Source organism: Lacinutrix himadriensis (assembly GCF_001418105.1).
Classification (GTDB): domain Bacteria; phylum Bacteroidota; class Bacteroidia; order Flavobacteriales; family Flavobacteriaceae; genus Oceanihabitans; species Oceanihabitans himadriense.
In genome coordinates this window covers 185,760-210,929 of record NZ_LIQI01000012.1, presented here as the reverse complement: position 1 = coordinate 210,929, position 25,170 = coordinate 185,760, and the positions used below count along the sequence as shown (strand labels likewise).

Genomic DNA, 25,170 nt, shown 5'->3' with positions numbered 1-25,170 from the left:
ACATATACATGTTGCGATTTTTTTTTGGAATAGTTTGAAACTATTTTCCTTTGTTTATTTTGTTGATGTACTTTTCTAAAGCCATCGTCATAGAAGGTGTTTCTGGCGTTGGAGCAGATATGTCTACACGTAATCCGTGTGCTTCTACCGCTTTAATAGTTGTATTGCCAAAAACAGCTATTCTTGTATCGTTTTGTTTGAAGTCTGGAAAATTCTTGAATAAAGAATCTATTCCAGAAGGGCTAAAAAATACTAAGATGTCATAAAATACATCTTCTAAATCGGATAAGTCACTGATAACCGTTTTGTAAAAAACAGCCTGTTTCCAATTTACAGCTAAACCGTCTAGTATTTCTGGAACTTCTGGTTTTAGTTTGTCTGTAGTTGGTAGTAAGAACTTTTCGTCTTTATATTTTTTGATAGTAGGTGACAACTCAGAAAAAGTTCGCTTACCAACATAAATTTTACGCTTTCTATATACAACATACTTTTGCAAGTAGTAAGCAACAGCTTCCGACTGGCAGAAATATTTCATACTGTCTGGCACTTTAAATCGCATTTCATCTGCAACTCTAAAAAAGTGGTCTACAGCATTTCTACTTGTTAAAATAATTGCAGTATAATTGCTTAAATCTATTTTTTGAAGTCTTATTTCCTTTGCTGGAACACCTTCTACGTGAATAAAAGGCCTGAAGTCTATCTTCACTTTTTGCTTTTCTTGCAAATCAAAATAAGGCGAATTTTCTATTTTAGGTTCTGGTTGAGATACTAAAATGGTTTTGACTTTCATATAATAGCTAGCTTTTAAACCTTAACTGTAATCTATAAATAACTTATATAATACCAGATAAGGCGAAATTTCAAGAGTGCAAAGATACAAAATAAAATAAAACAAATTCGATTTTATTAAACTTTGATACGTCTTATAAGATACTATGATGCTTATGCAATTTATTAAGATAAAAACAATTACAAGCATCTGCAATATAATAGGGGAAGGTGTCACACTAAATAGTAATATAAAATTGATAGGGATTAGTAATACACCAAAAAATATTTTATAACTCGTTTTTTGAAACACATAAAAATCCATAATACTTTCGATGTTGAATAGGCTTCCTAATAAACGCTCTATAGATGTTTTTGTTAAAATGAGTATTGTAATTCCTATAAAGACTTTAATTAAGAATGTAGCGATGTCTTCAATTTCAGAAACAAAATTTTTGTATAAAAAAACACTAAAAATGGAGGAGGAAATTAACAAGTTTATAAAAAGTATTGCATCAAAACCATCAATAATTTTGGAGTCTCTGGAGTATACTTTTAAATATCTGAAATTACCTAAAACATAGGTAAAATCATGAAAGCGTTTTGTATATAGTACTTTTGCAGTGGCAACTAAAACCAGACAAAGCACTAGTAATACAGTAAAAATTTCATTAGATATAATTTCGCGAAGCATAATGTAAAATTATTATAAATAATCGTATTCTTCTTCCATTTTTTAAGGAAAATTTAAAAAAAAGTAATTTTTAAATAGCGTACATTTGCTAAAATTAAATGCTTTTTATGCAAGACGCTATTGTCATCATACCAACATACAACGAAATAGAAAATATTGAGGCTATTATTAAGGCGGTATTTTCTCTTGAAAAAGCATTTGATGTTTTAGTAGTGGATGATAATTCTCCAGATTTAACAGCGCTAAAAGTGAAAGAACTGCAAGCGCAATTTCCGGGGCGTTTACATCTAGAGGTAAGAAAAGAAAAATCTGGATTAGGTACTGCATATATTCATGGTTTTAAATGGAGTTTGGCAAGAACGTATGATTATATTTTTGAAATGGATGCCGATTTTTCGCATAATCCAAAAGATTTAATTCGCTTATACCATACCTGTCAAATTGATGGAGCAGATTTAGCGATTGGTTCTCGCTATGTAAAAGGTGTAAATGTGGTAAACTGGCCAATGAGTAGGGTTTTACTATCTTATTTAGCTTCCAAATACGTGCGTTTTATTACACGAATGAAAATTCATGATACTACCGCAGGATTTATTTGCTACAAAAGAGAAGTGTTAGAAGCATTTGATTTAAATAAAATAAAATTTACAGGATATGCGTTTCAAATAGAAATGAAATTTAAAGCATATTGTAAAAAGTTTAAAATAAAAGAAATACCAGTTATTTTTACAGATAGAGCAAAAGGGGAATCTAAATTAAGTTCAGGTATTATTTCTGAAGCTATTTTTGGTGTCATCTCGATGAAGTTTAAAAGTCTATTTAAAAAGGAAAATTAAGTACATGCAACACAAACAAACACTTATTAAGAACGCGAAAATTGTAAATGAGGGTAGTATCTTTGAAGGAGATATTCTTATTGAAGGCGAATATATTAAAGAGATAAGTGAGTCTATAAGCGCAAAATCTTCAGATGTTCACATATTTGATGCCGAAGGTAATTACTTACTTCCAGGTGTTATAGATGATCAAGTACATTTTAGAGAACCAGGATTAACTCAAAAGGCAAATATAGAAACAGAGTCTAAAGCTGCCATTGCTGGCGGAATTACTTCTTTTATTGAAATGCCAAACACTAATCCGCAAACAACAACCATAGAAAAGCTTAACGAAAAATTTGAGATAGCTTCCAAAACATCGTCGGCTAATTATTCTTTTATGTTTGGTGGTACTAACGATAATTTAGACGAAATATTAAAAGTAGATCCGAAACAAGTTGCAGCATTAAAATTGTTTTTGGGTTCGTCTACAGGAAATATGTTGGTAGACAATCCGGAAGTTTTGGAAAAAATATTTTCTAGTACTAAACTTCTTATTGCCGTACACTGTGAAGATGAAGGAACTATTAAAAGCAATCTAGCAAAATATACAGAAGAGTTTGGTGATGATATACCAATTAAGCATCATCCAGACATTCGAAGTGAGGAGGCATGTTATATCTCTTCATCAAAAGCAATTGAACTTGCTAAAAAAACTGGTGCTAGACTACATGTTTTTCATCTTTCTACAGCGAAGGAAACGAGTTTATTTACCAATAAAATTCCGTTAAAAGATAAAAAAATAACGGCTGAGGTTTGTGTACATCACTTGTGGTTTACAGACGAAGATTATGATGCAAAAGGAACCTTTATAAAATGGAACCCTGCAGTAAAATCTCAAAAAGATAAAGATGGTTTATGGAAAGCCTTGTTAGATGACAGAATAGATGTTATTGCAACAGATCATGCGCCACATACTTTAGAAGAAAAAACAAATGTATATACCAAAGCGCCTTCTGGAGGGCCTCTAGTGCAACATGCGCTTCCTGCCATGTTAGAAATGCATCATAAAGGCAAAATTACGCTAGAGAAGTTGGTGGAAAAAATGTGTCATAATCCTGCTATATTATTTCAGGTAGAAAAACGTGGGTATATAAAAGAAGGCTATTTTGCAGATTTAGTATTAGTCGATTTAAATAATCCTTGGACCGTTAAAAAAGATAATATTTTATATAAATGTGGTTGGTCTCCTTTTGAAGGTACTACCTTTAAATCTAGAATTACACACACCTTTGTAAATGGAAGTTTAGCCTATAAAAATTTTAAGTTTTATGATGTTAAAGCAGCTAAACAATTAACTTTTAATAGATAATGAGAAATTTTTTATATACCATCTGTGTATTGTTATTAGTCTCTTGTTATAGCCAGCACAAACCAAAGAAACCGAAGAATCTTCTTTCTGAGGGCCAGATGGTTAGTATATTAATAGATATGTCTGTATATAACTCTGCAAAGGGAGTTAATAAAAAGGTGCTTGAGAAAAATGGTGTTAAACTACAGGAACATATTTACGCAAAGCATAAAATAGATAGTGCTCAGTTTGCAGATAGTAATTATTATTATACGTATCATCCAGAAGCATATGAAGATATTTATAAAAAAGTTAAGGATAGCCTGATAAAACTAAAGGAAAGCTATACCGCAATAGACAAAGAGGAAAGTAAAATAAAAAGAAAAGGTGATTCCGTTAAACGCGGTATGTTAAAGTCGATGCCTCGGGTGGAAATTTTAAAAGAACCATTAAAGAATTCTATACTTCAAACAAATAAAAAAGGTAAATAAACAAACTTAGTTTATTGCTCTTTTAAAAATAATGTAGCAACCGTTTCTATACTCTTTTCTATTGGTGTAAAATGAAAGTCTAAAGCTTCACTAATTTTTTGGTTGCTATAATCTGTAACAGACAAAGCGGTAATTGCATTTTGTTTTGTTAAGCTTCTAGGACTTCCCGTTAAAAAACTTTTTAACCAATCTGCTCGCCAAGCGATTTCAAGCATTAATGAAGAAGCTCTTTTTTGTGGCGCTTTTACTTTTAAATATTTAGCGGCTACTTCTGTAAAATGTTTAAAGCTTAAATTTTTAGCCACTATAATAAAACGTTGGTTTACAATATTGCTTTGCATGAGCTGTAACATAATGGTTACAACATCTTTAACGTCTACATACCCAGTAGTTCCAGTAACGTAATACCGGAGTTTGTTATGCACCTTTTTAAAGAGTAATCCGCTACCAGATTCCCAAAAACCAGCACCTATAATAATTCCAGGATTTACAATTACCGCATCTAATCCTTCTTGGGTACCGCGCCAAACTTCCATTTCTGCGCCATATTTTGTAATGCCATACACATTATTTTCCCCTTCCGGATTCCAAAACGTTTCTTCGTCAATTAGACTATTATCTTCATGGTTTCCTAGAGTAGCAATAGAGCTTACGTAGCAGAGTTTTTCAATAGTATTAGAAATACATAAGTTTACAATGTTTGCAGTGCCTTCAATATTTGTTTTTCTAAGTTTATGGTACTCTTTTGGGTCGAAAGAAATAAGCGCAGCACAATGGTAGACATGTGTAATGTCTTGAAAAGCTTCTGTTAAAATAGGAATATCTAATATGTCGGCTTTAATCCATTCTATCGTATTAAAAAGCGTAGTTGCTTCTTCCGTAAAATAAGAAAATACTTTTTTTACCGTCTGTAGTTTTTCTTCATTTCTATAAATAGCGCGAACCTTTTGGTTGTTTTTAACCAATTCATAAAGCAAATGTGCCCCTACCAAACCTGTTCCTCCTGTAACTAAAATCATAAAGCTAAAATACTAATTTTGTAATTAGCTTTCCTCTTTTCAAGGATAAACATATCTTTGCTAGACTTTAGAATAATATACAAGAAATGAACTATAATATAGTAGAAGAATTAACGTGGAGAGGAATGGTACATGATATCATGCCCGGAACAGAAGAGCAATTAAATAAAGAAATGACAACGGCTTATATTGGTTTTGATCCAACATCAGATTCGTTGCATATTGGTAGTTTGGTTCCTATTATTTTATTAATGCACTTAGAAAAAGCAGGGCATAAGCCAATTGCATTGGTTGGTGGAGCAACAGGAATGATTGGGGATCCTTCAGGTAAAAGCGATGAGCGTAATTTACTAGACGAAGCTACCTTAAACCATAATGTTGCAGGAATTAAAAGTGTACTATCTCGTTTTCTTAACTTTTCTTCGGAAGAAAAAAATGCACCAATTTTAGTGAATAACTACGATTGGATGAAAACCTTTAGCTTTATTGATTTTGCACGTGATGTTGGTAAACGAATTACCGTGAACTACATGATGGCAAAAGATTCTGTAAAGAAACGTTTGTCTGGTGAAGAAGGTAACGTTGGTATGTCTTTTACAGAGTTTACCTACCAATTAATTCAAGGATATGATTTTTACCATTTATACAAGCAACACAATTGTTTGTTACAAATGGGAGGAAGTGATCAATGGGGAAACATTACTACAGGTACAGAGTTAGTAAGACGTATGAATGTTGGCCAAGAAGCGAAAGCATACGCCATGACATGCCCTTTAATAACAAAAGCTGATGGTTCTAAATTTGGTAAAAGTGAAGGCGGAAACGTTTGGTTAGATACCGATAAAACTTCGGTATATAAGTTTTACCAATTTTGGTTAAACACAAGCGATGAAGATGCCGAAAAGTATATTAAAATCTTTACCTTTTTAGATAAAGATACTATCGATGCTTTAGTTGTAGAGCATAAAGAAATGCCTCATGTGCGTTTATTACAAAAACGATTAGCAGAAGAAGTAACTACATTAGTACATTCTAAATCTGATTTTGAAAATGCGGAAAAAGCTTCTAATATTTTATTTAGTAAGTCTTTTAAAGAAGATATAAATACCTTGGATGAAAATACTTTTTTAGATGTTTTTGAAGGTGTACCTCTAGCTGAAGTTTCTAAACAAGAAATTGAAGAAGGTTTAGATATGATTGCTGCACTAGCTGCACAAACAAACTTTTTAGCCTCGAATGGAGAAGCACGAAGAGCTTTAAAAGAAAACTCGGTTGCGGTTAACAAAGAAAAGGTTAAAGAAGATTATAAGATTACTAGTGACGACTTAATTAATGGTACGTATGTAGTTATTAATAAAGGAAAACGTAATACCTATATTATAAAAGCGGTTTAAGTTTTTATAACTATTATTTTAAATGCTTCTTCTTTTTTTACTAAAGGAAGAGGCATTTTTCTTTTAGATTAAAACTCGAAAGTTTGGAAAAAAAAGAAGCCTGACTATTTTCATAATCAGGCTTTAAAAACTAACCAATTTACTAAAAAACTAATTTTTCTTTTTCTTAGCACTTATATAGTCGGTATTCTTTTTAATTACTTACAGAATTACTGTTTTATTTTTTCCCAATTATTGTCGGCTTTTGTTTTTAATTCGTTTGGATGCTCTTCGTTCCATAGCTCTAAGGTGTTGGTTCCCCATGAATTATAGAAAAGGTATAATTTGCCATCTCGAATTTCAAAAGTTTCTGGATCTATAGATACTTTTTTTGATTTTACTGCTACCGCATAGGCGCAATAACCACCATATTGAGGGATATAATTTTTAGGATTTTCAAGAAAAATGTTTCGATTTTTTTCGGAAGAAAATAAATAGGTTACACCATCGTATTGTGTGGTGTGTTTTTTGTTTCCTTCTACTGCTTCGTTGTTAAAGTATGCAACTACATCATAACCTGCTACAGCAACGCCGTTTTTTGTGTTGTAATCTATTTGTTGTGCTTGGATTGTTCCTGTTGCGATAAAAAATAAAAAAATAAGTGTTCTCATAAGTTGTTTTTTTATGAGTCGTTTTAATCTAATACTAATTACATAAGAGAATTATAATACCATCAGGTTACAGCCTCTAATATCGCTATTATCGAATCTTCCTAGTATTTCAAAAGTACCATCTTTGCTTAGTTTTGCTAAATCTTGTGTTGCTATAAAAGAGCAGGAATTAATATTAGCTAAATCGATAACGTTTAGCCCACCAGTTTTCCCTGGTGTTTGTATAGATAAAGGATCTTCGGTGTCTCGAGTTAGAACGCGCATCCAGTTAGGGCATTTAAAAACGCCGTTTCCAACAGAATATGCTTGGCTTAATAATTCGGTCATACCATATTCGCTATGAATGTTTTGAACACCAAAACCTTGTTTTAAAATTTCGTGTAATTCTTCGCGTATTAATTCTTTTCGTCTTCCTTTCATACCACCAGTTTCCATGATGATGGTGTTTTTTAATTGAAATGTATGACTTTCCACTAGATCTAATAGTGCAAAAGAAACACCAATAAGTAATACTTTTTCGCCTTGGTTATCTAGGTTTTCTAATTTGCTTTTTAAAGCAGAAAGGTTATTTAAATAAAATCCACTTTCTGGTTTGTTAGATTTTTCAATTAAATCATTAACCATATAGACTAATGAAGAGCCTTCACGTTCTAGGTAATTAGGTAACAACGCAAGAATGGTATATTCCTCAATGTTTCCATAAAAGTGTTTAAAGCCTTTTAAAAAGCTTTCTTCATAAATAGAAACATTAGTAACTTGATGTTTACTGGTAATACTACCTGTGGTACCACTACTTGTAAATGTTTCCTGAATTTCTTCCGAGGTACTTAAAATAGTATGGGTTTTAAAAAAGGAAATTGGTAAGAATGGAATATCGGTGATACGTTTTACATCACTTGGATGTATGTATAATAAATCGCAAAAAGAACGATATACGGCATTGTTTTCAAACTGAAATTTAAAAATGTCTAATGCTACATTTTCAAATTCTGTTTGGTTTTGTATGCTAAATATATCTTCGGTGTTTATCATGAGTTTTGTATCGAGAACAAAAGTAGTTAAAATAAAAAAGCGTCACTCTATGAGCAACGCTTTTTATATAATGTAAAATAGAAATTAGTTAATCACTAATTTTTTAGTAGTGCTATTTCCGTTTTGAGATAATTTTAAAATGTAAACTCCAGCGTTTAAGTTAGAAACATTTAAAGTTTGGTTAGTAACGTTTTTTGCTAATACTTGTTTTCCTAAAACATCAAAAATAGAAACGTTTACCGCTTCGTTGTTGCTTGTTTTAATGTTAACCGTACCATTTGTCACAGGGTTTGGGTATACATAGAATGCTGCAACTTTATTTTGGTTTACAGAAAGAGTAGCTGTAAAGTTACAAGTAGGTAGCGTTAATCCGCTATTGTTATCTGTAGTCCAGTTACTAGTGTCATTTATTGCAGCTCTTAAAGTAGCTGTATTTCCAGTTGTTGTAGAACAATCATAAACAGCATTATCTACTTCAGGGCTTAAAGCAATTGAAAAACCTACTAAAGAAGCTGGTTGTGATGAAGTGTTCGAGCTTGAGGCGTCTGTATCCCAACTACTATTCATGTTTATTCCGGCATAGAAACCAGAATCATCACTAGCGTCAGGTATATTATTAGGGTCATAAGCTAAAACCTGATCTCCAGATCCAGAAAGATTAATACCAGAGTTGACAAATGTACCGAAGTTAGCTGTTCCTCCTATATCTGTTATTAAAATCTCTGTTCCTGCAACTATTGTAATGGCAGGTGAAGTCCATGTGGCAGTTCCTTCATTTGATCTAAAACCTCCAGCGGCTTTCCATCCATTATCCGTGAATATAATTACAGTATTGGCAGGGATTTCAACAAAAGTTACAAACGAAAAACTATCTGTACCATCTGAATTATAGCCAGTGAAAGCAATGTCACCACTTTGTAGTTGTGCATTAGTAGTAAGTATACATGATAATGTAAATAATAAAAAGTAGATTTTTTTCATAATAAATAATTGTTTTTTTTTTGTTTTGTTAAGGCAATTATATTGCCATTTAAAGATTAATATTAAGCAATTTTAAAAATTATTTTGACAAATATATTACAAAAAAAAAGACTGGTAAATGAATACCAGCCTTTTAACAATAACTTAATATTGGTGTTATTTAATTACTAATTTCTTAGTAGAAACGCTTCCATTTTGTGATGCTTTTAAAATGTAAACACCACTTGTTAAAGAAGCAACGTTTAAAACGTTGTTGTTTACTGTTTGGTTGATTACTTGTTTACCAAGAATATCAAAAACACTAACAGTAATAGCTTCGTCTGTTTTACTTATAATGTTTACTAAACCGTTTGTAACAGGGTTAGGATAAATAGCAAAACCAGTAGTTTCAAATTCATTATTAGATAATGTAGTTGGAGTAACATCACTCCATGATGTACCTATACGTAGTTCATCAAATGACATAAAAGGTGTTTCTCCAGTAGAATCTTGTCTTAAATAGAAATAGCTAATTGGGTCTGCTGTGTCTGTAGTAGCTTCTGTTATTGTAGGAGATCCAGGACTACTAGATTGAAGTTCTGCTTCGCTAGGGTTTACCCATGTTTTTACTACATTATTATCAATATCATAACTCACTACAATAAAAACATTATCTCCAACATTATACGTTGTACTTGTTACAGGAGGACTTGATGGAGAATGACCTGCGCCAATATCATAAGTAGTTCCAGAAGCATCTGGATTTGCTCTTACCCATAATCTTGCATCAAACTCACCTAAAATAGCAAAATAACCACCATCATTAAAATCGGTTAAAGCGGAAAGATCTGTTACGTTAATAATAAAAGAGGTGTATACTGTACCACTAGCTACAGGAGTAAATTCAATAATTGTTTCTTTACCATCTCCATCAAACATAATATGGTTACCAATAGAATTATCTAAACTTGGATACGATAGACTTCCTGTTCCAATTAAAATTTCATCATCATCATTTGCTACTTGATTTACCCAATTTGTTTGGTCTCCTAGGTTTTCATTTACTACGTAATCAAACGGCTCGTAAAAAGGAAGCGTTTGAACTATGTCATTATAAATAAAGTTTACCGTAGATTCGATACCTAATGTGTTTTCATTATTGTCTACTAACTGAGTAAATAAAGTATGAGGTCCTTGTGTTAAGTTAGTAAAGGTAATAGGCTCATTGTCAAATTTGTTAATTAAAGCACCAGAGTCTATGGAATACTGAATAATACCATCTTCTGTATTGTCACTATGACCAGATCCATCGTTACCAGAAATAGCGAAAAGATATAATTCTGTGGTAGCATCAAATCCGTCTAAACCAGCATTAACTGTTTCTCCTTCTGTAGGATATGTAATGGTAATGTTAGAATTGGTGTCTGCACCAGATTCTAATTTAATAGAATCAAAACCAGCATAGTCTGTAGCTCCATTTTGTGTTGCGATTAGATTAAACCTAACATTGTTAGTGCCATCCGGAATTACTTTAGAGTACCCTGTCCAAACATCGGTGTTTTTTTCTAAGGGTGTTATATCTTGGCCTACATCATCAAAAAAAAATTCAACACTAAGCTCGTCTGTTGAGTCAAATCCATCAGAGTAATATTTAAAAGATAGAACTATATTGTTTTCACCAGTTACAGGAATGTTAGAAAACTCAAGATAGTGTTTCATAGCACCTCCTCCATTATTATTTTCAATATCTCTAATTCCCCAAAAATTAGCTCCAGTATCTGCAGTTGTAATACTCCCAACGTTAGTTACTATTGCCCAAACATCATTACTAATATTATATGTTTCTGGAGTTGTGTTATAAGACCAAGTGTCGTCTGTGCTTTCTTCAAAGCCTTGAGAGGCTAATGTGGTTTGTGCGTTTGTTGAAATAGCAAGTAAAATAGCTAGAACAAATAAGTAATTTTTTTTCATAATATATTTAATTAGTTATAGGTTTAATAAATCAATTATTGTGTTATTTAGGAATAATTTTATATAACTGATTCGATAAATATATTACAAAAAAAAAGGACTGGTAAATCTTACCAGTCCTTTTAATAATAACGAATTTTAGGTGTTATCTAATTACTAATTTCTTAGTTATAGTGTTCTTATTTTGTGATATTTTTAAAATATAAACTCCACTTGTTAAAGTAGCAACGTTTAAAACGTTGTTGTTTACTGTTTGGTTGATTACTTGTTTACCAAGAATATCAAAAACAGTGACAGTAATTGCTTCGTTAGATGTACTAGAGATATTTACAAAACCATTTGTAGCAGGGTTAGGGTATACTGCAAATGTGTTTTTGTTAAAGTTTTGTGTAGATAACGTAGTTTCAGCAAAGTTTTGAGAAATCACTAAATTATCAACAAGAACAGTTTCATTTGTAGATGAATCTGATTGTCTAAGTGAAAATGCTTCCATTGAACTTCCTGGATCTGCATCATCTCCACCTAATATAGATGTGTCTCCAATAGCAGTAGCATCTATCCATAATTGCGCTAAATTAGCATCTTGATCATACATTACTATTGCACGATAAGTAGTTCCGAATGAAAGATCTGCAGTCCAAGTAGCTTCAGCAGTGCTTGTTCCTGTAGAAATACCAACAGTATAATCACCACCAGAAGTAGCTTCTACGATATCAAGACGAGCTTTAAAACCAAACCCAGAGTCTTTAAAATGTGCAAAGTATTCAAAATCACTACCAGTAATTGGTGCACCTGGATCAACTACAGAAAAGTCTAATCCATAATAAATTTTTCCAGAAACTGGTGTAAAAGGTATAATTACATCTTCACTAGGTGCTCCATGTTCAACCACAGCTTGTCCAGAAGCAACTAAGAAATCACCAGGAGTACCACCATTGGTTAACCAAAGCCCGTTTGGAATAAGACTACCATCTGCATAGGTAAAGTCATCTGTTATAGGTAGTGTATTTGAAGGTACACATGTTGCAGCAGTTATTGTACTCATTACATTACAAAGATTAGTGTCATTGGCAGTTATTATAACGTCAACTCCTTCGGTAAGTCCTGTAATAGTAATTGTACCTGTTGCATCTGTAGCAGGATCTCCACCACTTAAATCAACAGAACCAGCATCAGCAACTACTGTAAAAGCAGGGTTTCCTCCACCAGTAAAATCAATAGTAGCAGTATAAGTATCGACACCAGCAGTAATTGCGTCACATGTTGCAGAAGGATTAGTAAAACTAAAGCTACATGTTGGTGTTCCCCATGCACCTGGATCAAAATCACCAGGAGCTGTTCTTGGTGCATTTACATGAGATGTACAACCGGTTACATCCGAATCAGCCCAAACATTCCATTCTGCTTCATTAAATGTTGTTGCACCCATTGTTACAGAAGTAAGTCTTTCTGCTCTACCATCTTCATATTCTGAACAAGTACCAGTGTTATCTGTGTTTGTACCAGTCATACTATCATACACTCCCCAGAAATCAACTATAGTATCAGTTCCATCAATTAAAACTAAATCATCATCACCATTACTTCCAGCAACACCGTTACTTACAGCATCTAGTTGGTTAGCAGTCATTCCGTATACAGAAGCAAAAGTTCCAGAGGTGTTATCATATGCTATAATATAGAAACCACCAGGAGAAATAGATCCTGTTAAGTCTAAAGAAACGGAAACAGCATCACTTGCATTGGTGTATTTGTCAATTTGCCACCCGTTACCTTCAGTAAAGTCTACTGCAGTAGTACCTAAGTTATGTAATTCAATATAACGTGCATCCGCATTGTTATTCGGGTCAGCAATTTCCGTGATAATAACCTGTGCAAAAGAGACAGAAGTCATTAATACGGATAATAATAAAAAGTAAATTTTTTTCATAATTATGTTGTTTATAGTTAAGAATACAAATATAGGTAGAAATATGATTTTATCTATGATGAAAATTAAATATTCATGGTAATATAACATTCGCTATCTGCTTATGTGCTAGATTTATAAAATAATTTATCTATTTTAAAGGTTCTAAGTTGGTTATAGTGTTCCCTATGTTACTATATTGTTATTAGTATGTAAACTAGCATAGATTTTTACTATTAATTTTATCTTTACATTATCTTAACTTTAAATAAATGAAGAAGAAAGACATTAAAATATTACTAGTAGATGATGAACCAGACATTCTTGAAATTGTTGGTTATAATCTAACTACGGAAGGATATCAAGTTATTACAGCGGAAAACGGTTTACAAGCAGTAAAAAAAGCCAAAAAGGAAAAGCCACAACTTATTATTTTAGACGTAATGATGCCAGAAATGGATGGTATTGAAGCTTGCGAACAAATACGAAAAATAGATAGTCTAAATAATACGATTATTACTTTTTTAACGGCAAGAGGAGAAGATTACTCGCAAGTAGCCGGTTTTGATGCAGGAGCAGATGATTATATAACAAAACCTATAAAACCAAAAGTTTTGGTTAGTAAAGTAAAGGCATTGTTGCGCCGCTTTAAAGAAGTGGATGGAAATGAAAACATCCTAAAAATAGGAAGCCTTGTTATTAATAGGGAAGAATATAAAATAGAACTTAAAGGGAAGGAAATCATCTTACCAAGAAAAGAATTTGAATTATTATCTTTACTAGCGTCTAAACCTGGAAAAGTTTTTAAACGCGAAGATATTTTAGATAAGGTTTGGGGGAATGAAGTCGTTGTTGGTGGAAGAACCATAGATGTACACATTAGAAAACTTAGAGAAAAAATTGGCGATGACTATTTTAAAACCGTAAAAGGAGTTGGTTATAAATTTGTAGATTAATATCCGTTTACCCCATATTTATAAACAATTTAAGTTTTATGCATCCTTTTATAATGAAGTTGATATCATGCAAAGAAAATTAAAAAGAACGTACAAGTTTGCTTTTAAAACAGCCTCGTACATCACTATTTTTTTAACGCTCTTAATGAGTGTTTTTTTGTATATCTTTTATGTTCTAGATTGGATTCAAATTGTATTCATCGCTTTAACATGCTTTGTTTCTTCCTTTGTTATTATTCAGTATCGTGTAGAACAATTTATCTACAAACGCGTTAAAAAAGTATATGATGATCTTACTCTTTTAGAGTCTTCCACTTTAAAAAAAGAAAGAATTACCACAGATATGGCAACGCTTACTAAGGAAATAGATAAGTATGCCAAAGACCGTAAGCTAGAAATTGAAATGCTTAAAGTGCGTGAAGAATACCGAAAAGAATTTCTTGGTAATGTTTCCCACGAACTAAAAACGCCCTTATTTACTGTACAAGGTTATCTTTTAACCTTACTAGATGGTGCCGTAAAAGATGAAAACGTCCGCGATAAATATTTAAGTAATGCCAATAAAGGGGTAGACCGACTTATTTATATTGTAAAAGATTTAGATATGATTACTAAATTAGAAATAGGTGATCTAAGACTAAATATAGAGACTTTTGATATTGTAGAATTGATAGAAAGTGTTTTCGAACTCTTTGAAATGAAAGCCTCCAAAAAGAATATCACTTTAGCTTTTGATATCGATTATACAGAACCAATTCTAGTGAATGCCGATAAAGAACGAATAGAACAGGTGCTTACTAATCTTATTGTAAATTCTATAAAATACGGAAGCAAGCAAGGTACCACCGAAGTGAGTATTGAAAACCTTATTAAAAATAAAGTGATTGTTCGTATCACAGATAATGGAGAAGGTATTGAGAAAAAACACATCCCAAGATTATTTGAACGTTTCTACAGAGTAGATAAAAGTGGTTCGCGTAAAGAAGGCGGTTCCGGATTAGGTTTAGCGATAGTAAAACATATTATTGAAGCGCACGACGAAAAAATTTACATAGAAAGTGAATTTGAAGTCGGAAGTGAGTTCTCTTTCACGCTAGAAAAGGTCGAATAGCCTTTTGTAATTCACATCATAATCAAAATGCTTTAAACCAGAACTCGCAGCTACTGCTTCTAGTTTGCTAATGGTGAAATCTTCCTGTTTACAACTAGGCACCATTCCCAAAGCATCTAACCTTTTAGCTAAATATTCTTGTTCAAACTGTCCAGGAGTTGGTATAAAAAAAGCTTTCTTTTCTAATTTTGCTAAATCCATTATGGTCGTATATCCAGAACGAGATAACACCAATGCACTTTCATTTAATGTTTGCTCTAACAAATCACTAGTCATAAAGTTATAAATAGTCATATGGTCTTTTTGTGATTTGGTTTGGACTTCTTCAATAATACCTTTTACAAAAACAATACTTCCTTTAAACGCTTTTAATTCTTCTAATAACTTTACTTCTAGGAATGTTCGTTGTGGTTCTGGTCCAGAAAGTATCACTAATAAATCGGTAGTAATTTCTGTATCTTTTTTATGAAATCTACTTAAAGGTCCAAGATATTTTGTTGGTAATTCAGGCACGTCCACATGACCAAGCTTTCCGCTTAAATTAGGTTCGTCTAAATTATCAGGTACCCAACAAACATCAAACTGTTGCATTATTTTTTGATGCATTTTAGTACTCAACCAAGTGGTGCTTCCGCTTAAAACCTGCAGTTGGTGGCTTATAAAAACACAAGGTACTTTTTTAGTATGCAAACCAAGCCTATTGTCGCTAATGATTCCATCAATATGATGGGTTTCAATAATCACTTTAATTGCTTTTTTTTCCGCTTTTATCGCTTTTAAAACTTTTGGGGAATCTTTTAATAATTTCCACTTAAAGAGTTTCGCGTTTTTAGCATATGCAATATGGTAAGACGGCAGTTCTAGCGCTTCCAAATCTGGAAATTCCTTTTTTAGTAATTGCAAAGCAATGCCATCGCTAGCCAAAACAACTTCAAAATCATGTGCTAATAACGCGCGAATAATTGGTATGCAACGTGTAGCATGTCCAAGTCCCCAATTTAGAGGTGCAACTAGTATTCGTTTTTTACCTTTCATAAAAAACAAAGATAAGCATAAACAAGGCTCATAATATTTCCTTAATTTTGCCAAAACATTAAATAATTGTGGGAAGTAAAAATAAACTGAAACGTTTTAAAGAAAATGAAACTTTTAAAAACGTATTTGAGCCAACAAGAGAAGAGCTAGTAGATGCACAATACCAATTAAAAGGAAACTGGTGTGCTACCTTTTTTGAAAATGATAACCCTTTAGTTTTAGAACTTGGTTGTGGTAAAGGGGAATATAGCGTGGCTTTAGCTGAAAAATATCCAAATAAAAACTTTATTGGTATCGATATTAAAGGAGCGCGTTTTTGGAGAGGAGCTAAAACAGCAATCGAAGAAAATATACCAAACGTAGCTTTTATTCGTACGCAAATAGAATTAGTAGAACATGTTTTTGCTGAAAATGAAGTAGATGAAATCTGGATTACTTTTCCAGATCCACAAATAAAATACAAGCGTACCAAGCATAGAATGACGAATTCTGAATTTTTAAAAAGGTATAAAACCATTTTAAAACCAGACGGAATCATGAATCTTAAAACAGATAGTGAGTTTATGCATGGCTATACTTTAGGATTGTTACATGGTGGAGGTCACGAGGTGTTATACGCAAACCATAATGTGTATAAGCAAGAAGGAAGTCCAGAAGAGGTAACCAGTATTCAAACCTTTTATGAAAGCCAATATCTTAAAGAAGACAAAGCAATTACGTATATTCGTTTTAAAATAAAATAGTTTGACTATAACCATTACTTTTTTTTTAGGATTACTTGTAGCTTTAGTTGGTGTAACTCCTCCAGGATTACTCAACATGACGGCAGCAAAAATTAGCCTAAAAGATGGGTATTCTAGAGGGATTACTTTCTCTATTGGAGCCTGTGTTATCATTATAATTCAAACCTATATCGGGGTGCTTTTTGCGCGCTATTTGAGTAGTCATCAGGATGTTGTGGATGTTCTGCAACGCGTGGCATTTATTTTATTTGTACTGATAACAATCTATTTTTTATTAATCGCTAAAACCGAAGATAAGCCCAAAGCAGAACTCAAAGTAAAAAGTAAAAAAAGTAGATTTTTTCAAGGTATGCTGCTTTCTGCTTTAAATGTTTTTCCTATTCCGTATCAGGCATATATGAGTATAACACTAGCTTCCTTTGGCTGGATGAGTTTCGAAAAAACAAGTATCTTTTCTTACGTTGCTGGGGCTGCAACAGGTAGCTTTGTAATCTTTTATATCTATATTTTCTTTTTCGATAAAATAAAAAGCAAGACACTTACTACCCAAAAAAGCATGAACTATCTTATAGGTGCTGTTACAGGAATAATTTCTATTATTACCTTGTTTCATATTATTAAAGATCTGTAATGCAACAAAAGACATTAAATTTTTTCGAAAAAGTATATGAAGTTGCTCGCTTAATACCAGATGGTCGCGTTACCAGTTATGGTGCGATTGCCAAATATTTAGGAGCAGCAAAAAGTGCTAGAATGGTTGGTTATGCCATGAATGGATCGCATAATAAAGAAGATATTCCTGCACACCGAGTAGTAAACAGAAAAGGCTTACTTACTGGTAAGTTTCATTTTGACGGAACAAACCTCATGCAGCAACTTTTAGAGAACGAAGGTGTTGTGGTTGTTGAAAATCAAATTCAAAACTTTGAAGACTTATTTTGGGACCCCGCAAAGGAGTTGATCTAGTATTCAAAATACATCCTATTGATTTTTTTTAGCCATTATTTCCTATTTTGTATAGAATTCACAAAGAATAGCAAATCCTTGATTAATAGCTTCTTCTAATAATATCACAAAAAACTTACAGCTTCAATCTTCCGTCTTACGGCATTATTAATTATATTTGCTGTTTAGAATAAATCTTAATAGAATTTGAAAGTTTTGTCTATAATATTAGACTCAATTTTCAATAGATATAAAATATGAAAATCAACAAACAAGACATATTAAAAGCATTAGAAACCATTTCTGCTCCTGGTGAAGGACAAAACATGGTAGAAAGTGGTGCAGTTACTAACGTAATAACTTTTGGCGATGAGGTTGTTGTAGATATTACAATAGCAAACCCTAGCTTACAAGCAAAGAAGAAAACCGAAGTAGAAATTCTACAAACCATTCATAGATTAGTTTATGAAAAAGCAAAGATAAAAGTCAATATCAAAGTAGAAGCACCAACAAAATCAGCTCCTAATGTAATTAAGGGAAAATCGATTCCTGGAATTCAAAACATAGTAGCAGTAGCTTCCGGAAAAGGAGGTGTTGGTAAATCAACAGTTACCGCAAACCTTGCCGTTACTTTGGCTAAAATGGGATTTAAAGTAGGAATCTTAGATGCTGATATTTATGGGCCTTCTATTCCAATTATGTTTGATGTAGTTAACGAAAAACCATTAGCTGTAAACGTAGACGGTAAGTCTAAAATGAAACCTGTAGAAAATTACGGTGTTAAAATTCTATCTATCGGCTTTTTTACAAAACCAGATCAAGCAGTTGTTTGGCGTGGACCAATGGCAGCAAAAGCATTAAACCAAATGATTTTTGATGCCGCTTGGGGAGAATTAGATTTCTTACTTTTAGATTTACCTCCAGGAACAGGAGATATTCATTTAAGTATCATGCAATCGTTACCAATAACAGGAGCCGTTATAGTAAGTACACCACAAAACGTAGCTTTAGCAGATGCTAAAAAAGGAGTAGCAATGTTTCAACAAGAAAGTATTAACGTTCCCGTTTTAGGAATCATAGAAAATATGGCGTATTTTACTCCGGCAGAACTGCCAGAAAATAAATACCATATCTTTGGTAAAGAAGGTGCAAAAAACCTTGCCGAAGATTTACAAGTGCCATTTTTAGGAGAGTTACCTTTAGTACAAAGTATTCGCGAAGCAGGTGACATTGGTCATCCAGCAGCATTACAAACCGCAACAGCATTAGAGCAAGCATTCGAGAAAATAACACAAAATGTAGTGCAAGAAGTAGTGCGAAGAAATGATGATTTGCCACCAACCGAAGCGGTTAAAATAACAACAATGGCTGGCTGTTCAGCAGTAAAAAAATAATAAATGACTACAGAAGAACTAAGATTAAATATAGAAAAAGCCTTAGATGAAATTCGCCCTTTTTTACAAAGTGATGGTGGCGATATTTCATTGTTATCTATAGAAGATGATAAGCTAGTAAAAGTACAATTACAAGGTGCTTGCGTTGGTTGTAGCGTAAATCAAATGACACTAAAATCTGGTGTAGAAATGACCATTAAAAAATATGCGCCACAAATAGAACAAGTAATTAATATAGAAGCTTAGGGCGTGACCACAAGGGTCAGGCTTTCACTACTCGCTCTCAGCGAGGAGCTCAAACAAGCCGTTCAATCCTTCACGCAAACTGATAAATGTCATAAAAAAACAAAGTTAAAAATTAGAACTTTGTATGCATAAAGTAAAAACCTACAAGGTCTTTTTAGCCTTGTAGGTTTTATAATAAAAAAAAATGAAGGTAGCAATTATCAGATTCCTGCCTTAAAAAGATAAAGTTAAATTAAAAGATACCCACTTTCGTGGGCATTTATATGATTAAAACAGATATACTTATAATAGGAGCAGGACCAACAGGATTGTTCGCAGTTTTTGAAGCAGGATTATTAAAATTAAAATGCCATCTAATAGATGCATTACCGCAACAAGGCGGACAATGCTCAGAGCTATATCCAAAAAAACCTATTTATGATATTCCTGCATATCCAGAAATTCTTGCTGGAGATTTAACCCATAAATTAATGGAACAATGCAAGCAATTCGAACCAGGATTTACACTTGGTGAGCGTGCAGAAACCATAGAAAAACAAGAAGATGGTAGCTTTATTGTTACCACAAATAAAGGAACAAAACACCAAGCTCCAGTAGTAGCAATTGCTGGCGGATTAGGAAGTTTTGAACCTAGAAAACCTTTAATACATAACATTGCAGCCTTTGAAGATAAAGGTGTGGAGTATATGATTAAAGAACCAGAATTTTACAGAAATAAAAAAGTGATCATTGCTGGTGGAGGAGATTCTGCACTAGATTGGAGTATCTTTTTAAGTGATATTGCAAGTTCCGTAACTTTAATTCATAGAAGAAATGAGTTTCGCGGACATCTAGATTCTGTAGAGAAAGTACAGGAACTTAAAAATGAAGGAAAGATAAATTTAATTACTCCAGCAGAAGTCGTTGGTATTTTAGGAGATAAAAAACTAAAAGGAATAGTAGTTAAAAAAGCCGAACATATAGAAAAAGAGATAGAGTTAGAATGTGATCATTTTATTCCGCTTTTCGGACTTTCACCAAAATTAGGCCCCATTGCAAATTGGGGATTAGAGATTGAAAAAAATGCCATTAAAGTAAATAATGCATTAGATTACCAAACCAACATACCGGGAATCTACGCTATTGGTGATGTAAATACCTATCCAGGGAAATTGAAATTAATTCTTTGTGGTTTTCATGAAGCAACATTAATGTGTCAATCTGCATACCAGATAATCAATCCGGGAAAAAGATATGTGTTAAAATACACGACCGTTGCTGGAGTAGATGGGTTTGATGGAACGCGTAAAGAATCGCCAAAAGCAGTAGTGAAGAAAATAGAGTAAGTTAGTTTTATCCTGCAAGGTTTTAAAAACCTTGTAGGTATATTGCAGAAATAAAAATATGAAAACTAGAGACCTACAAGGTTCTTAAAACCTTGCAGGTATAAAAACAGCAAGCAATTGGAGCAAGACATAAACATAAAAATAACAGATAGAGATGGTGTAACACATGAAGTGCTAGCGCCAACAGACATGGCTATGAATCTTATGGAAGTAGTGCGTTCTTACGAGCTTGCTCCAGAAGGAACTATTGGTATTTGTGGTGGAATGGCTATGTGTGCTTCTTGCCAGTGTTATGTTTTAAGTGAAACCGAATTACCAGAAATGCAAGATGATGAAGAAGCTATGTTAAGCGAAGCGTTTAACGTGAAAGATAACTCTCGTTTAGGTTGTCAAATTCAAATGACACCAGCAATGGAAGGCTTAGAGGTAGAGCTTGCTCCGGAATCTTAAATAAATTCCTGCGTAGGCAGGAATCTCATAAACGAACTGCTTAGTTTTTATTGGACTTTTAAACTACTCTAAAGTTTTACCACTGTAGTTTTTTTATCTAACGATTTTCTCTTCCTAAGATTCCTGCCTTCGCAGGAACGCTATTCCGTTTTATAATCTGCCAATTTTCTAGGACCTTCTAATAGTACACGTACAATTTTTAAAGTACCATCATCACTTGTGGCAATCTGCCATTTAATCAGTGAAATTGCGCCTTTTTCTATTTCAATTCCTGTGATGCTTCTTGGATGCACACAACTACCATCATTAAAAAAAGCAATATCTCCAGGCTCTGGAAAGCGTGGTCTATGTGTATGACCAACCACAGTAATTAAATTGTTGTTTTCTGTGATCCATTTTTTAGTTCTTCGTTCTACTTTAATAAGCTCTTTGTAGTTTTTTGCTGGTGTTGTAGGATCTGCAATTCCCATGACGTTTAGAGGTTTCCATAAAACACGGACTAAAAATCGACTCCATTTCCAAAAGGTGTAATTCCACCAATCTGCTTGATGCCCATGTGTTAAAAAGATTTCTTGCTGTGTTTCGGTATGTTTTAATATAATACCTTCATGATATTTAATGCCGCAAAATAATGCCACATCTTCTCCAATTTTAGGATCGAAATAAGTTGATAGATTTTTTTCTACATACTTCGGATCGCGATATACCATATCATGATTTCCCCAAATCATATGCAAACGCTCTTGCTCATGAAATAATTTCATTAGCATATACACGTTTTTATGTGCTTCTAATATTGGTGTAAAAGATAAGTTTTCCCAAAGTTCATCACCATCTCCAATTTCAGCATAACTAAACCCTTCGGCATAATAATTCTTTAAAGCATGAAAGTAAATGTTTCTATTGTTAGCAAAATCGTCTGCAAAACTATTATCTCCACGATGGCAATCGCTAAAAAGAATAAATTTAGAATCATTATCAAAATCTAAAATTTTGGCTTCTTTATACGCTCTGTCTAATCGTTTTTTTGCTGAAAACATAGAAGTGATTTATGCATTTTGAATTAAAGTGAAAAATAGCAGTTTTCAGTAGATTGAAAACGTGTAAATGACATCATACAGTAAATGTAAACAAATTTTCAACAAAAAATGCTTCTCCATTTGGAGAAGCATTTTTATAATATATTCTTTGTCTTATAGGTAACAATTCCATCGAAGTCCAATAAAACGTTGTTTAATTATTCGTAATAACTATCCCGCAAGAGTGCAATAATTAGATGTGGCTCAGCCACTATTTGAAGGCGTTTAGACCAGTAACATCCATTCCTGTAATTAGTAAGTGAATATCGTGTGTCCCTTCATAAGTAACCACGCTTTCTAAGTTCATCATGTGTCTCATGATAGAGTATTCTCCACTAATTCCCATACCACCTAACATTTGTCTAGCGTCACGAGCAATAGTTAAAGCCATATCTACATTATTTCGTTTAGCCATAGAAATTTGTGCTGAGGTAGCCGTTCCATTCTCACGCATTACACCAAGTCGCCAAGCTAATAACTGTGCTTTTGTGATTTCGGTAACCATTTCTGCTAATTTCTTTTGTTGTAATTGAAACTGTCCAATTGGCTTACCAAACTGAATACGCTCTTTACTGTAACGTAAAGCAGTATCGTAACAATCCATGGCAGCACCAATTGCTCCCCAAGCAATACCAAAACGAGCAGAATCTAAACATCCTAATGGAGCGCCAAGACCAGATTTGTTTGGTAATAAGTTTTCTTTTGGCACTTTTACGTTGTCGAAAATTAATTCTCCAGTAGCAGATGCTCTAAGTGACCATTTATTATGTGTTTCCGGCGTAGTGAAGCCTTCCATACCACGTTCTACAACAAGACCATGAATACGACCTTCTTCATTTTTAGCCCAAACGACAGCGATATTACAAAATGGGGCATTAGATATCCACATTTTTGCACCATTTAAAAGATAATGATCTCCCATATCTTTAAAATTGGTAACCATTGCACCCGGATTACTACCATGATCTGGTTCTGTAAGTCCAAAAGAACCAATCCATTCTCCCGAAGCTAATTTTGGTAAGTATTTATTGCGTTGTTCTTCGTTTCCGTATTTCCAGATTGGGTACATTACTAAAGACGATTGTACAGAAGCTGTACTTCGAACTCCAGAATCACCGCGTTCTATTTCTTGCATGATTAAACCATAAGAAATTTGGTCTAATCCAGCACCTCCATATTCTTCCGGAATGTAAGGTCCAAAAGCCCCAATTTCGGCTAATCCTTTAACTATTTGTGTTGGAAATTCTGCTCTTTGTGCATAGTCTTCAATAATAGGAGAGACGTCACGTTTTACCCATTCTCTTGCGGCATCGCGAACTAATTTGTGTTCTTCCGTAAGTAATTCATCAAGGTTATAATAATCTGGTGCTTCGAATAAATCGGCTTTCATTCTAATTATGATATTTTAAGCTTCTAATCTTTGAGAATTACTCAAAATAGAAGGCGTTATTTTATAAGTTTAACAAAAGTAACGAAATCGTTTTCATTGCCAAATATAAATATCACATTTTAAGATAAAAATCTTTCGTCAAATGTATGTAGTCTTCTGTGTATTGGTGTCTTGTAGTTTCTATAGTGAGTTCTTGTATCTCTATATCGCTTTCGCGGAAAGAAAATTCTAAAAGACTTCGTTTTATTTCTGAAGTAGGCGAACCCTTGACATGCAAAATTCTATTCGGAAATAAATTCGATTTGGAAGCTAATTCTATAAAACCAGCTTCTTCCTTAAACGGAAGGATAACAGAAAAAATACCGTCTTCAATTAGCAAAGAAGCTACGCTTTCAATTAAATGATCAAAAGGCATGGCATCTGTAAAACGAGCAAGATCCCGTTGGTCGTTTTCGGTTTTAAAGTTTTCCGAATAAAAAGGAGGATTCGAAATAATCAAATCGTATTTATCTTCAATCTCTTCGGTGAACTCTTCTAAAGCAGCGTGATAACAAAAAAGTCGGTCTGCCCAAGGTGCATTTTCAAAATTATCGACACATTGCTCATACGCATGCTCATCAATTTCCATGGCATCAATCACTTCTGCCTGACTACGCTGTGCTAACATTAAAGACAAAACACCAGTTCCTGCGCCAATATCCAGAATAGCAAAAGGATTTTGTTTTACCGAAGTCCAAGCGCCAAGTAATACCCCATCTGTACCAATTTTCATGGCACAACGATCTTGGTTTACTTGAAATTCTTTGAATTGAAATGGTTTACTCATGGTTTTGTCATTCTGAACTTGTTTCAGAATCTATTTGGATTAATGAGATGCTAAAAATAAATGCAGTAGTTTAGATAAGCTATTCTTCTAAATACAAATCAATTAACCCTTCTGGAGTTTTCACAAGAATTACTTTATTTTCTTTATCTACTTTTTGGATGAAGTGATCGTTCATCGGAATCAGTATTTCAATCCCATCTCTGTCTATTTCAAAAAGTGCTTGTGCTGTGGTGTCGTTAATTCCTGTAATAATTCCAACATCACCAAAGTTGGTGTCTTTTACAGTAAATCCTATAATTTCATGAAAGTAGAATTTATCGCCTTCTAGTTTTGGTAGAAATTCTAGAGGTAAATATAGATTACTCTTTAGTATGGCGTCTGCATCTTCTTCGGTATTTACATCTTCAAAACGTATACGTAATAACTCCGATTTATGTAATTGTGCATGTTCAATAAAAAAAGGAATAAGATTTCCTCTTAAATCAATAAAGACAGATTCTAATCCATCATAAATATCTGGCTCGTCCGTATCCAATTTTACTAGTACTTCCCCTTTAAAACTGTATTTTTTTACAATTTTACCTAGAAAAAAACAATCTTCTTTTTTCATTGAAAA

The 25,170-nt window shown here is 33.1% G+C and carries 26 protein-coding genes; 13 read left to right on the top strand and 13 right to left on the bottom strand.

Translation table 11 applies throughout. The annotated features are described in order from the left end of the window. Nucleotides 1-40 precede the first annotated feature (40 nt). Nucleotides 41-790: a uroporphyrinogen-III synthase gene (locus AMD28_RS03160; protein WP_055442705.1), complete on the bottom strand. Its 750-nt coding sequence runs from the start codon at nucleotides 788-790 to the stop codon at nucleotides 41-43. A gap of 21 nt (nucleotides 791-811) precedes the next feature. After that, on the bottom strand, nucleotides 812-1,462 hold the full coding sequence (locus tag AMD28_RS18305; protein ID WP_083478225.1) for a DUF4271 domain-containing protein: 651 nt from the start codon (nucleotides 1,460-1,462) through the stop codon (nucleotides 812-814). 107 nt (nucleotides 1,463-1,569) lie between these two features. On the opposite strand from AMD28_RS18305, the gene AMD28_RS03150 reads away from it, so the two are divergent. Genes AMD28_RS03150 through AMD28_RS03140 form a run of 3 tightly spaced genes read left to right on the top strand, consistent with a single transcriptional unit; the run spans nucleotide 1,570 to nucleotide 4,119 of the window. After that, entirely contained in the window at nucleotides 1,570-2,298 is a 729-nt protein-coding gene (locus AMD28_RS03150) for a polyprenol monophosphomannose synthase (RefSeq protein WP_055442787.1), read from the top strand. Nucleotides 2,299-2,302: 4 nt separating this feature from the next. After that, the gene (locus AMD28_RS03145; RefSeq protein ID WP_055442703.1) at nucleotides 2,303-3,649 is read left to right on the top strand and encodes a dihydroorotase; all 1,347 of its coding nucleotides are present in this window, start codon (nucleotides 2,303-2,305) and stop codon (nucleotides 3,647-3,649) included. Next, on the top strand, nucleotides 3,649-4,119 hold the full coding sequence (locus tag AMD28_RS03140) for a DUF4296 domain-containing protein (protein WP_055442702.1): 471 nt from the start codon (nucleotides 3,649-3,651) through the stop codon (nucleotides 4,117-4,119). The genes AMD28_RS03145 and AMD28_RS03140 overlap by 1 nt, the downstream gene beginning before the upstream one ends. Before the next feature lie 11 nt (nucleotides 4,120-4,130). Here the strand turns inward: AMD28_RS03140 and AMD28_RS03135 are convergent, their stop codons facing one another. Then, complete coding sequence (locus AMD28_RS03135) at nucleotides 4,131-5,138, bottom strand: NAD-dependent epimerase/dehydratase family protein (RefSeq protein ID WP_055442701.1); 1,008 nt, start codon at nucleotides 5,136-5,138, stop codon at nucleotides 4,131-4,133. Between the two features lie 86 nt (nucleotides 5,139-5,224). Here AMD28_RS03135 and tyrS point away from each other — a divergent pair, with 86 nt between their 5' ends. Further along, nucleotides 5,225-6,532 carry a tyrosine--tRNA ligase gene (gene tyrS / locus AMD28_RS03130; RefSeq protein ID WP_055442700.1) on the top strand — a complete coding sequence of 436 codons (1,308 nt, stop codon included), beginning with the start codon at nucleotides 5,225-5,227 and terminating at the stop codon, nucleotides 6,530-6,532. A 209-nt stretch (nucleotides 6,533-6,741) separates the two neighbouring features. Here tyrS and AMD28_RS03125 read toward each other — a convergent pair whose 3' ends face one another. The 5 genes from AMD28_RS03125 to AMD28_RS03105 all read right to left on the bottom strand — a co-directional run bounded on the left by AMD28_RS03125 (nucleotide 6,742) and on the right by AMD28_RS03105 (nucleotide 13,075). Further along, the gene (locus AMD28_RS03125) at nucleotides 6,742-7,182 is read right to left on the bottom strand and encodes a YHS domain-containing (seleno)protein (RefSeq protein ID WP_055442699.1); all 441 of its coding nucleotides are present in this window, start codon (nucleotides 7,180-7,182) and stop codon (nucleotides 6,742-6,744) included. Nucleotides 7,183-7,233: 51 nt separating this feature from the next. Next, nucleotides 7,234-8,214: a LuxE/PaaK family acyltransferase gene (locus AMD28_RS03120; protein WP_055442698.1), complete on the bottom strand. Its 981-nt coding sequence runs from the start codon at nucleotides 8,212-8,214 to the stop codon at nucleotides 7,234-7,236. An 84-nt stretch (nucleotides 8,215-8,298) separates the two neighbouring features. Further along, a complete protein-coding gene (locus tag AMD28_RS03115) occupies nucleotides 8,299-9,195 on the bottom strand; it encodes a T9SS type A sorting domain-containing protein (protein ID WP_055442697.1) in 897 nt (298 codons plus the stop codon). Nucleotides 9,196-9,351: 156 nt separating this feature from the next. Then, nucleotides 9,352-11,145 (bottom strand): T9SS type A sorting domain-containing protein, encoded by a 1,794-nt coding sequence (locus tag AMD28_RS03110; protein ID WP_055442696.1) that lies wholly within the window; start codon nucleotides 11,143-11,145, stop codon nucleotides 9,352-9,354. Between the two features lie 145 nt (nucleotides 11,146-11,290). Further along, entirely contained in the window at nucleotides 11,291-13,075 is a 1,785-nt protein-coding gene (locus AMD28_RS03105; RefSeq protein WP_055442695.1) for a T9SS type A sorting domain-containing protein, read from the bottom strand. Between the two features lie 251 nt (nucleotides 13,076-13,326). On the opposite strand from AMD28_RS03105, the gene AMD28_RS03100 reads away from it, so the two are divergent. Both AMD28_RS03100 and AMD28_RS03095 read left to right on the top strand, forming a co-directional pair. Further along, complete coding sequence (locus AMD28_RS03100) at nucleotides 13,327-14,010, top strand: response regulator transcription factor (RefSeq protein ID WP_055442694.1); 684 nt, start codon at nucleotides 13,327-13,329, stop codon at nucleotides 14,008-14,010. Between the two features lie 67 nt (nucleotides 14,011-14,077). Next, the gene (locus AMD28_RS03095; RefSeq protein ID WP_055442693.1) at nucleotides 14,078-15,121 is read left to right on the top strand and encodes a sensor histidine kinase; all 1,044 of its coding nucleotides are present in this window, start codon (nucleotides 14,078-14,080) and stop codon (nucleotides 15,119-15,121) included. Here AMD28_RS03095 and AMD28_RS03090 read toward each other — a convergent pair. Beyond that, nucleotides 15,104-16,156: a glycosyltransferase gene (locus tag AMD28_RS03090; RefSeq protein WP_055442692.1), complete on the bottom strand. Its 1,053-nt coding sequence runs from the start codon at nucleotides 16,154-16,156 to the stop codon at nucleotides 15,104-15,106. The two genes, AMD28_RS03095 and AMD28_RS03090, sit on opposite strands and share 18 nt — an antisense overlap. 68 nt (nucleotides 16,157-16,224) lie before the next feature. Here AMD28_RS03090 and trmB point away from each other — a divergent pair, with 68 nt between their 5' ends. The 7 genes from trmB to AMD28_RS03055 all read left to right on the top strand — a co-directional run bounded on the left by trmB (nucleotide 16,225) and on the right by AMD28_RS03055 (nucleotide 21,259). Next, on the top strand, nucleotides 16,225-16,899 hold the full coding sequence (trmB, locus tag AMD28_RS03085) for a tRNA (guanosine(46)-N7)-methyltransferase TrmB (protein WP_055442691.1): 675 nt from the start codon (nucleotides 16,225-16,227) through the stop codon (nucleotides 16,897-16,899). A 1-nt stretch (nucleotide 16,900) separates the two neighbouring features. After that, nucleotides 16,901-17,530 carry a LysE family transporter gene (locus tag AMD28_RS03080; RefSeq protein WP_055442690.1) on the top strand — a complete coding sequence of 210 codons (630 nt, stop codon included), beginning with the start codon at nucleotides 16,901-16,903 and terminating at the stop codon, nucleotides 17,528-17,530. Beyond that, nucleotides 17,530-17,865, top strand: coding sequence for an MGMT family protein (locus AMD28_RS03075; RefSeq protein WP_055442689.1), 336 nt, complete (start codon nucleotides 17,530-17,532; stop codon nucleotides 17,863-17,865). Before AMD28_RS03080 ends, AMD28_RS03075 begins: the two co-directional genes overlap by 1 nt. A gap of 236 nt (nucleotides 17,866-18,101) precedes the next feature. Next, complete coding sequence (locus tag AMD28_RS03070) at nucleotides 18,102-19,238, top strand: Mrp/NBP35 family ATP-binding protein (RefSeq protein WP_055442688.1); 1,137 nt, start codon at nucleotides 18,102-18,104, stop codon at nucleotides 19,236-19,238. Between the two features lie 3 nt (nucleotides 19,239-19,241). Continuing rightward, the gene (locus AMD28_RS03065) at nucleotides 19,242-19,484 is read left to right on the top strand and encodes a NifU family protein (RefSeq protein WP_055442687.1); all 243 of its coding nucleotides are present in this window, start codon (nucleotides 19,242-19,244) and stop codon (nucleotides 19,482-19,484) included. 263 nt (nucleotides 19,485-19,747) lie between these two features. Beyond that, complete coding sequence (locus AMD28_RS03060; protein WP_055442686.1) at nucleotides 19,748-20,809, top strand: NAD(P)/FAD-dependent oxidoreductase; 1,062 nt, start codon at nucleotides 19,748-19,750, stop codon at nucleotides 20,807-20,809. Between the two features lie 117 nt (nucleotides 20,810-20,926). Further along, the gene (locus AMD28_RS03055; protein ID WP_055442685.1) at nucleotides 20,927-21,259 is read left to right on the top strand and encodes a 2Fe-2S iron-sulfur cluster-binding family protein; all 333 of its coding nucleotides are present in this window, start codon (nucleotides 20,927-20,929) and stop codon (nucleotides 21,257-21,259) included. A 140-nt stretch (nucleotides 21,260-21,399) separates the two neighbouring features. On the opposite strand, the gene AMD28_RS03050 is transcribed toward AMD28_RS03055, so the two are convergent. The 4 genes from AMD28_RS03050 to rimM form a co-directional block, all read right to left on the bottom strand. Beyond that, nucleotides 21,400-22,299, bottom strand: coding sequence for a metallophosphoesterase family protein (locus AMD28_RS03050; RefSeq protein ID WP_055442684.1), 900 nt, complete (start codon nucleotides 22,297-22,299; stop codon nucleotides 21,400-21,402). A gap of 250 nt (nucleotides 22,300-22,549) precedes the next feature. Continuing rightward, on the bottom strand, nucleotides 22,550-23,728 hold the full coding sequence (locus AMD28_RS03045) for an acyl-CoA dehydrogenase family protein (protein ID WP_055442683.1): 1,179 nt from the start codon (nucleotides 23,726-23,728) through the stop codon (nucleotides 22,550-22,552). A 112-nt stretch (nucleotides 23,729-23,840) separates the two neighbouring features. Continuing rightward, nucleotides 23,841-24,554 carry a tRNA1(Val) (adenine(37)-N6)-methyltransferase gene (locus AMD28_RS03040; RefSeq protein ID WP_055442682.1) on the bottom strand — a complete coding sequence of 238 codons (714 nt, stop codon included), beginning with the start codon at nucleotides 24,552-24,554 and terminating at the stop codon, nucleotides 23,841-23,843. A 79-nt stretch (nucleotides 24,555-24,633) separates the two neighbouring features. Then, nucleotides 24,634-25,164, bottom strand: coding sequence for a ribosome maturation factor RimM (gene rimM, locus AMD28_RS03035; RefSeq protein ID WP_055442681.1), 531 nt, complete (start codon nucleotides 25,162-25,164; stop codon nucleotides 24,634-24,636). Nucleotides 25,165-25,170: the final 6 nt, after the last annotated feature.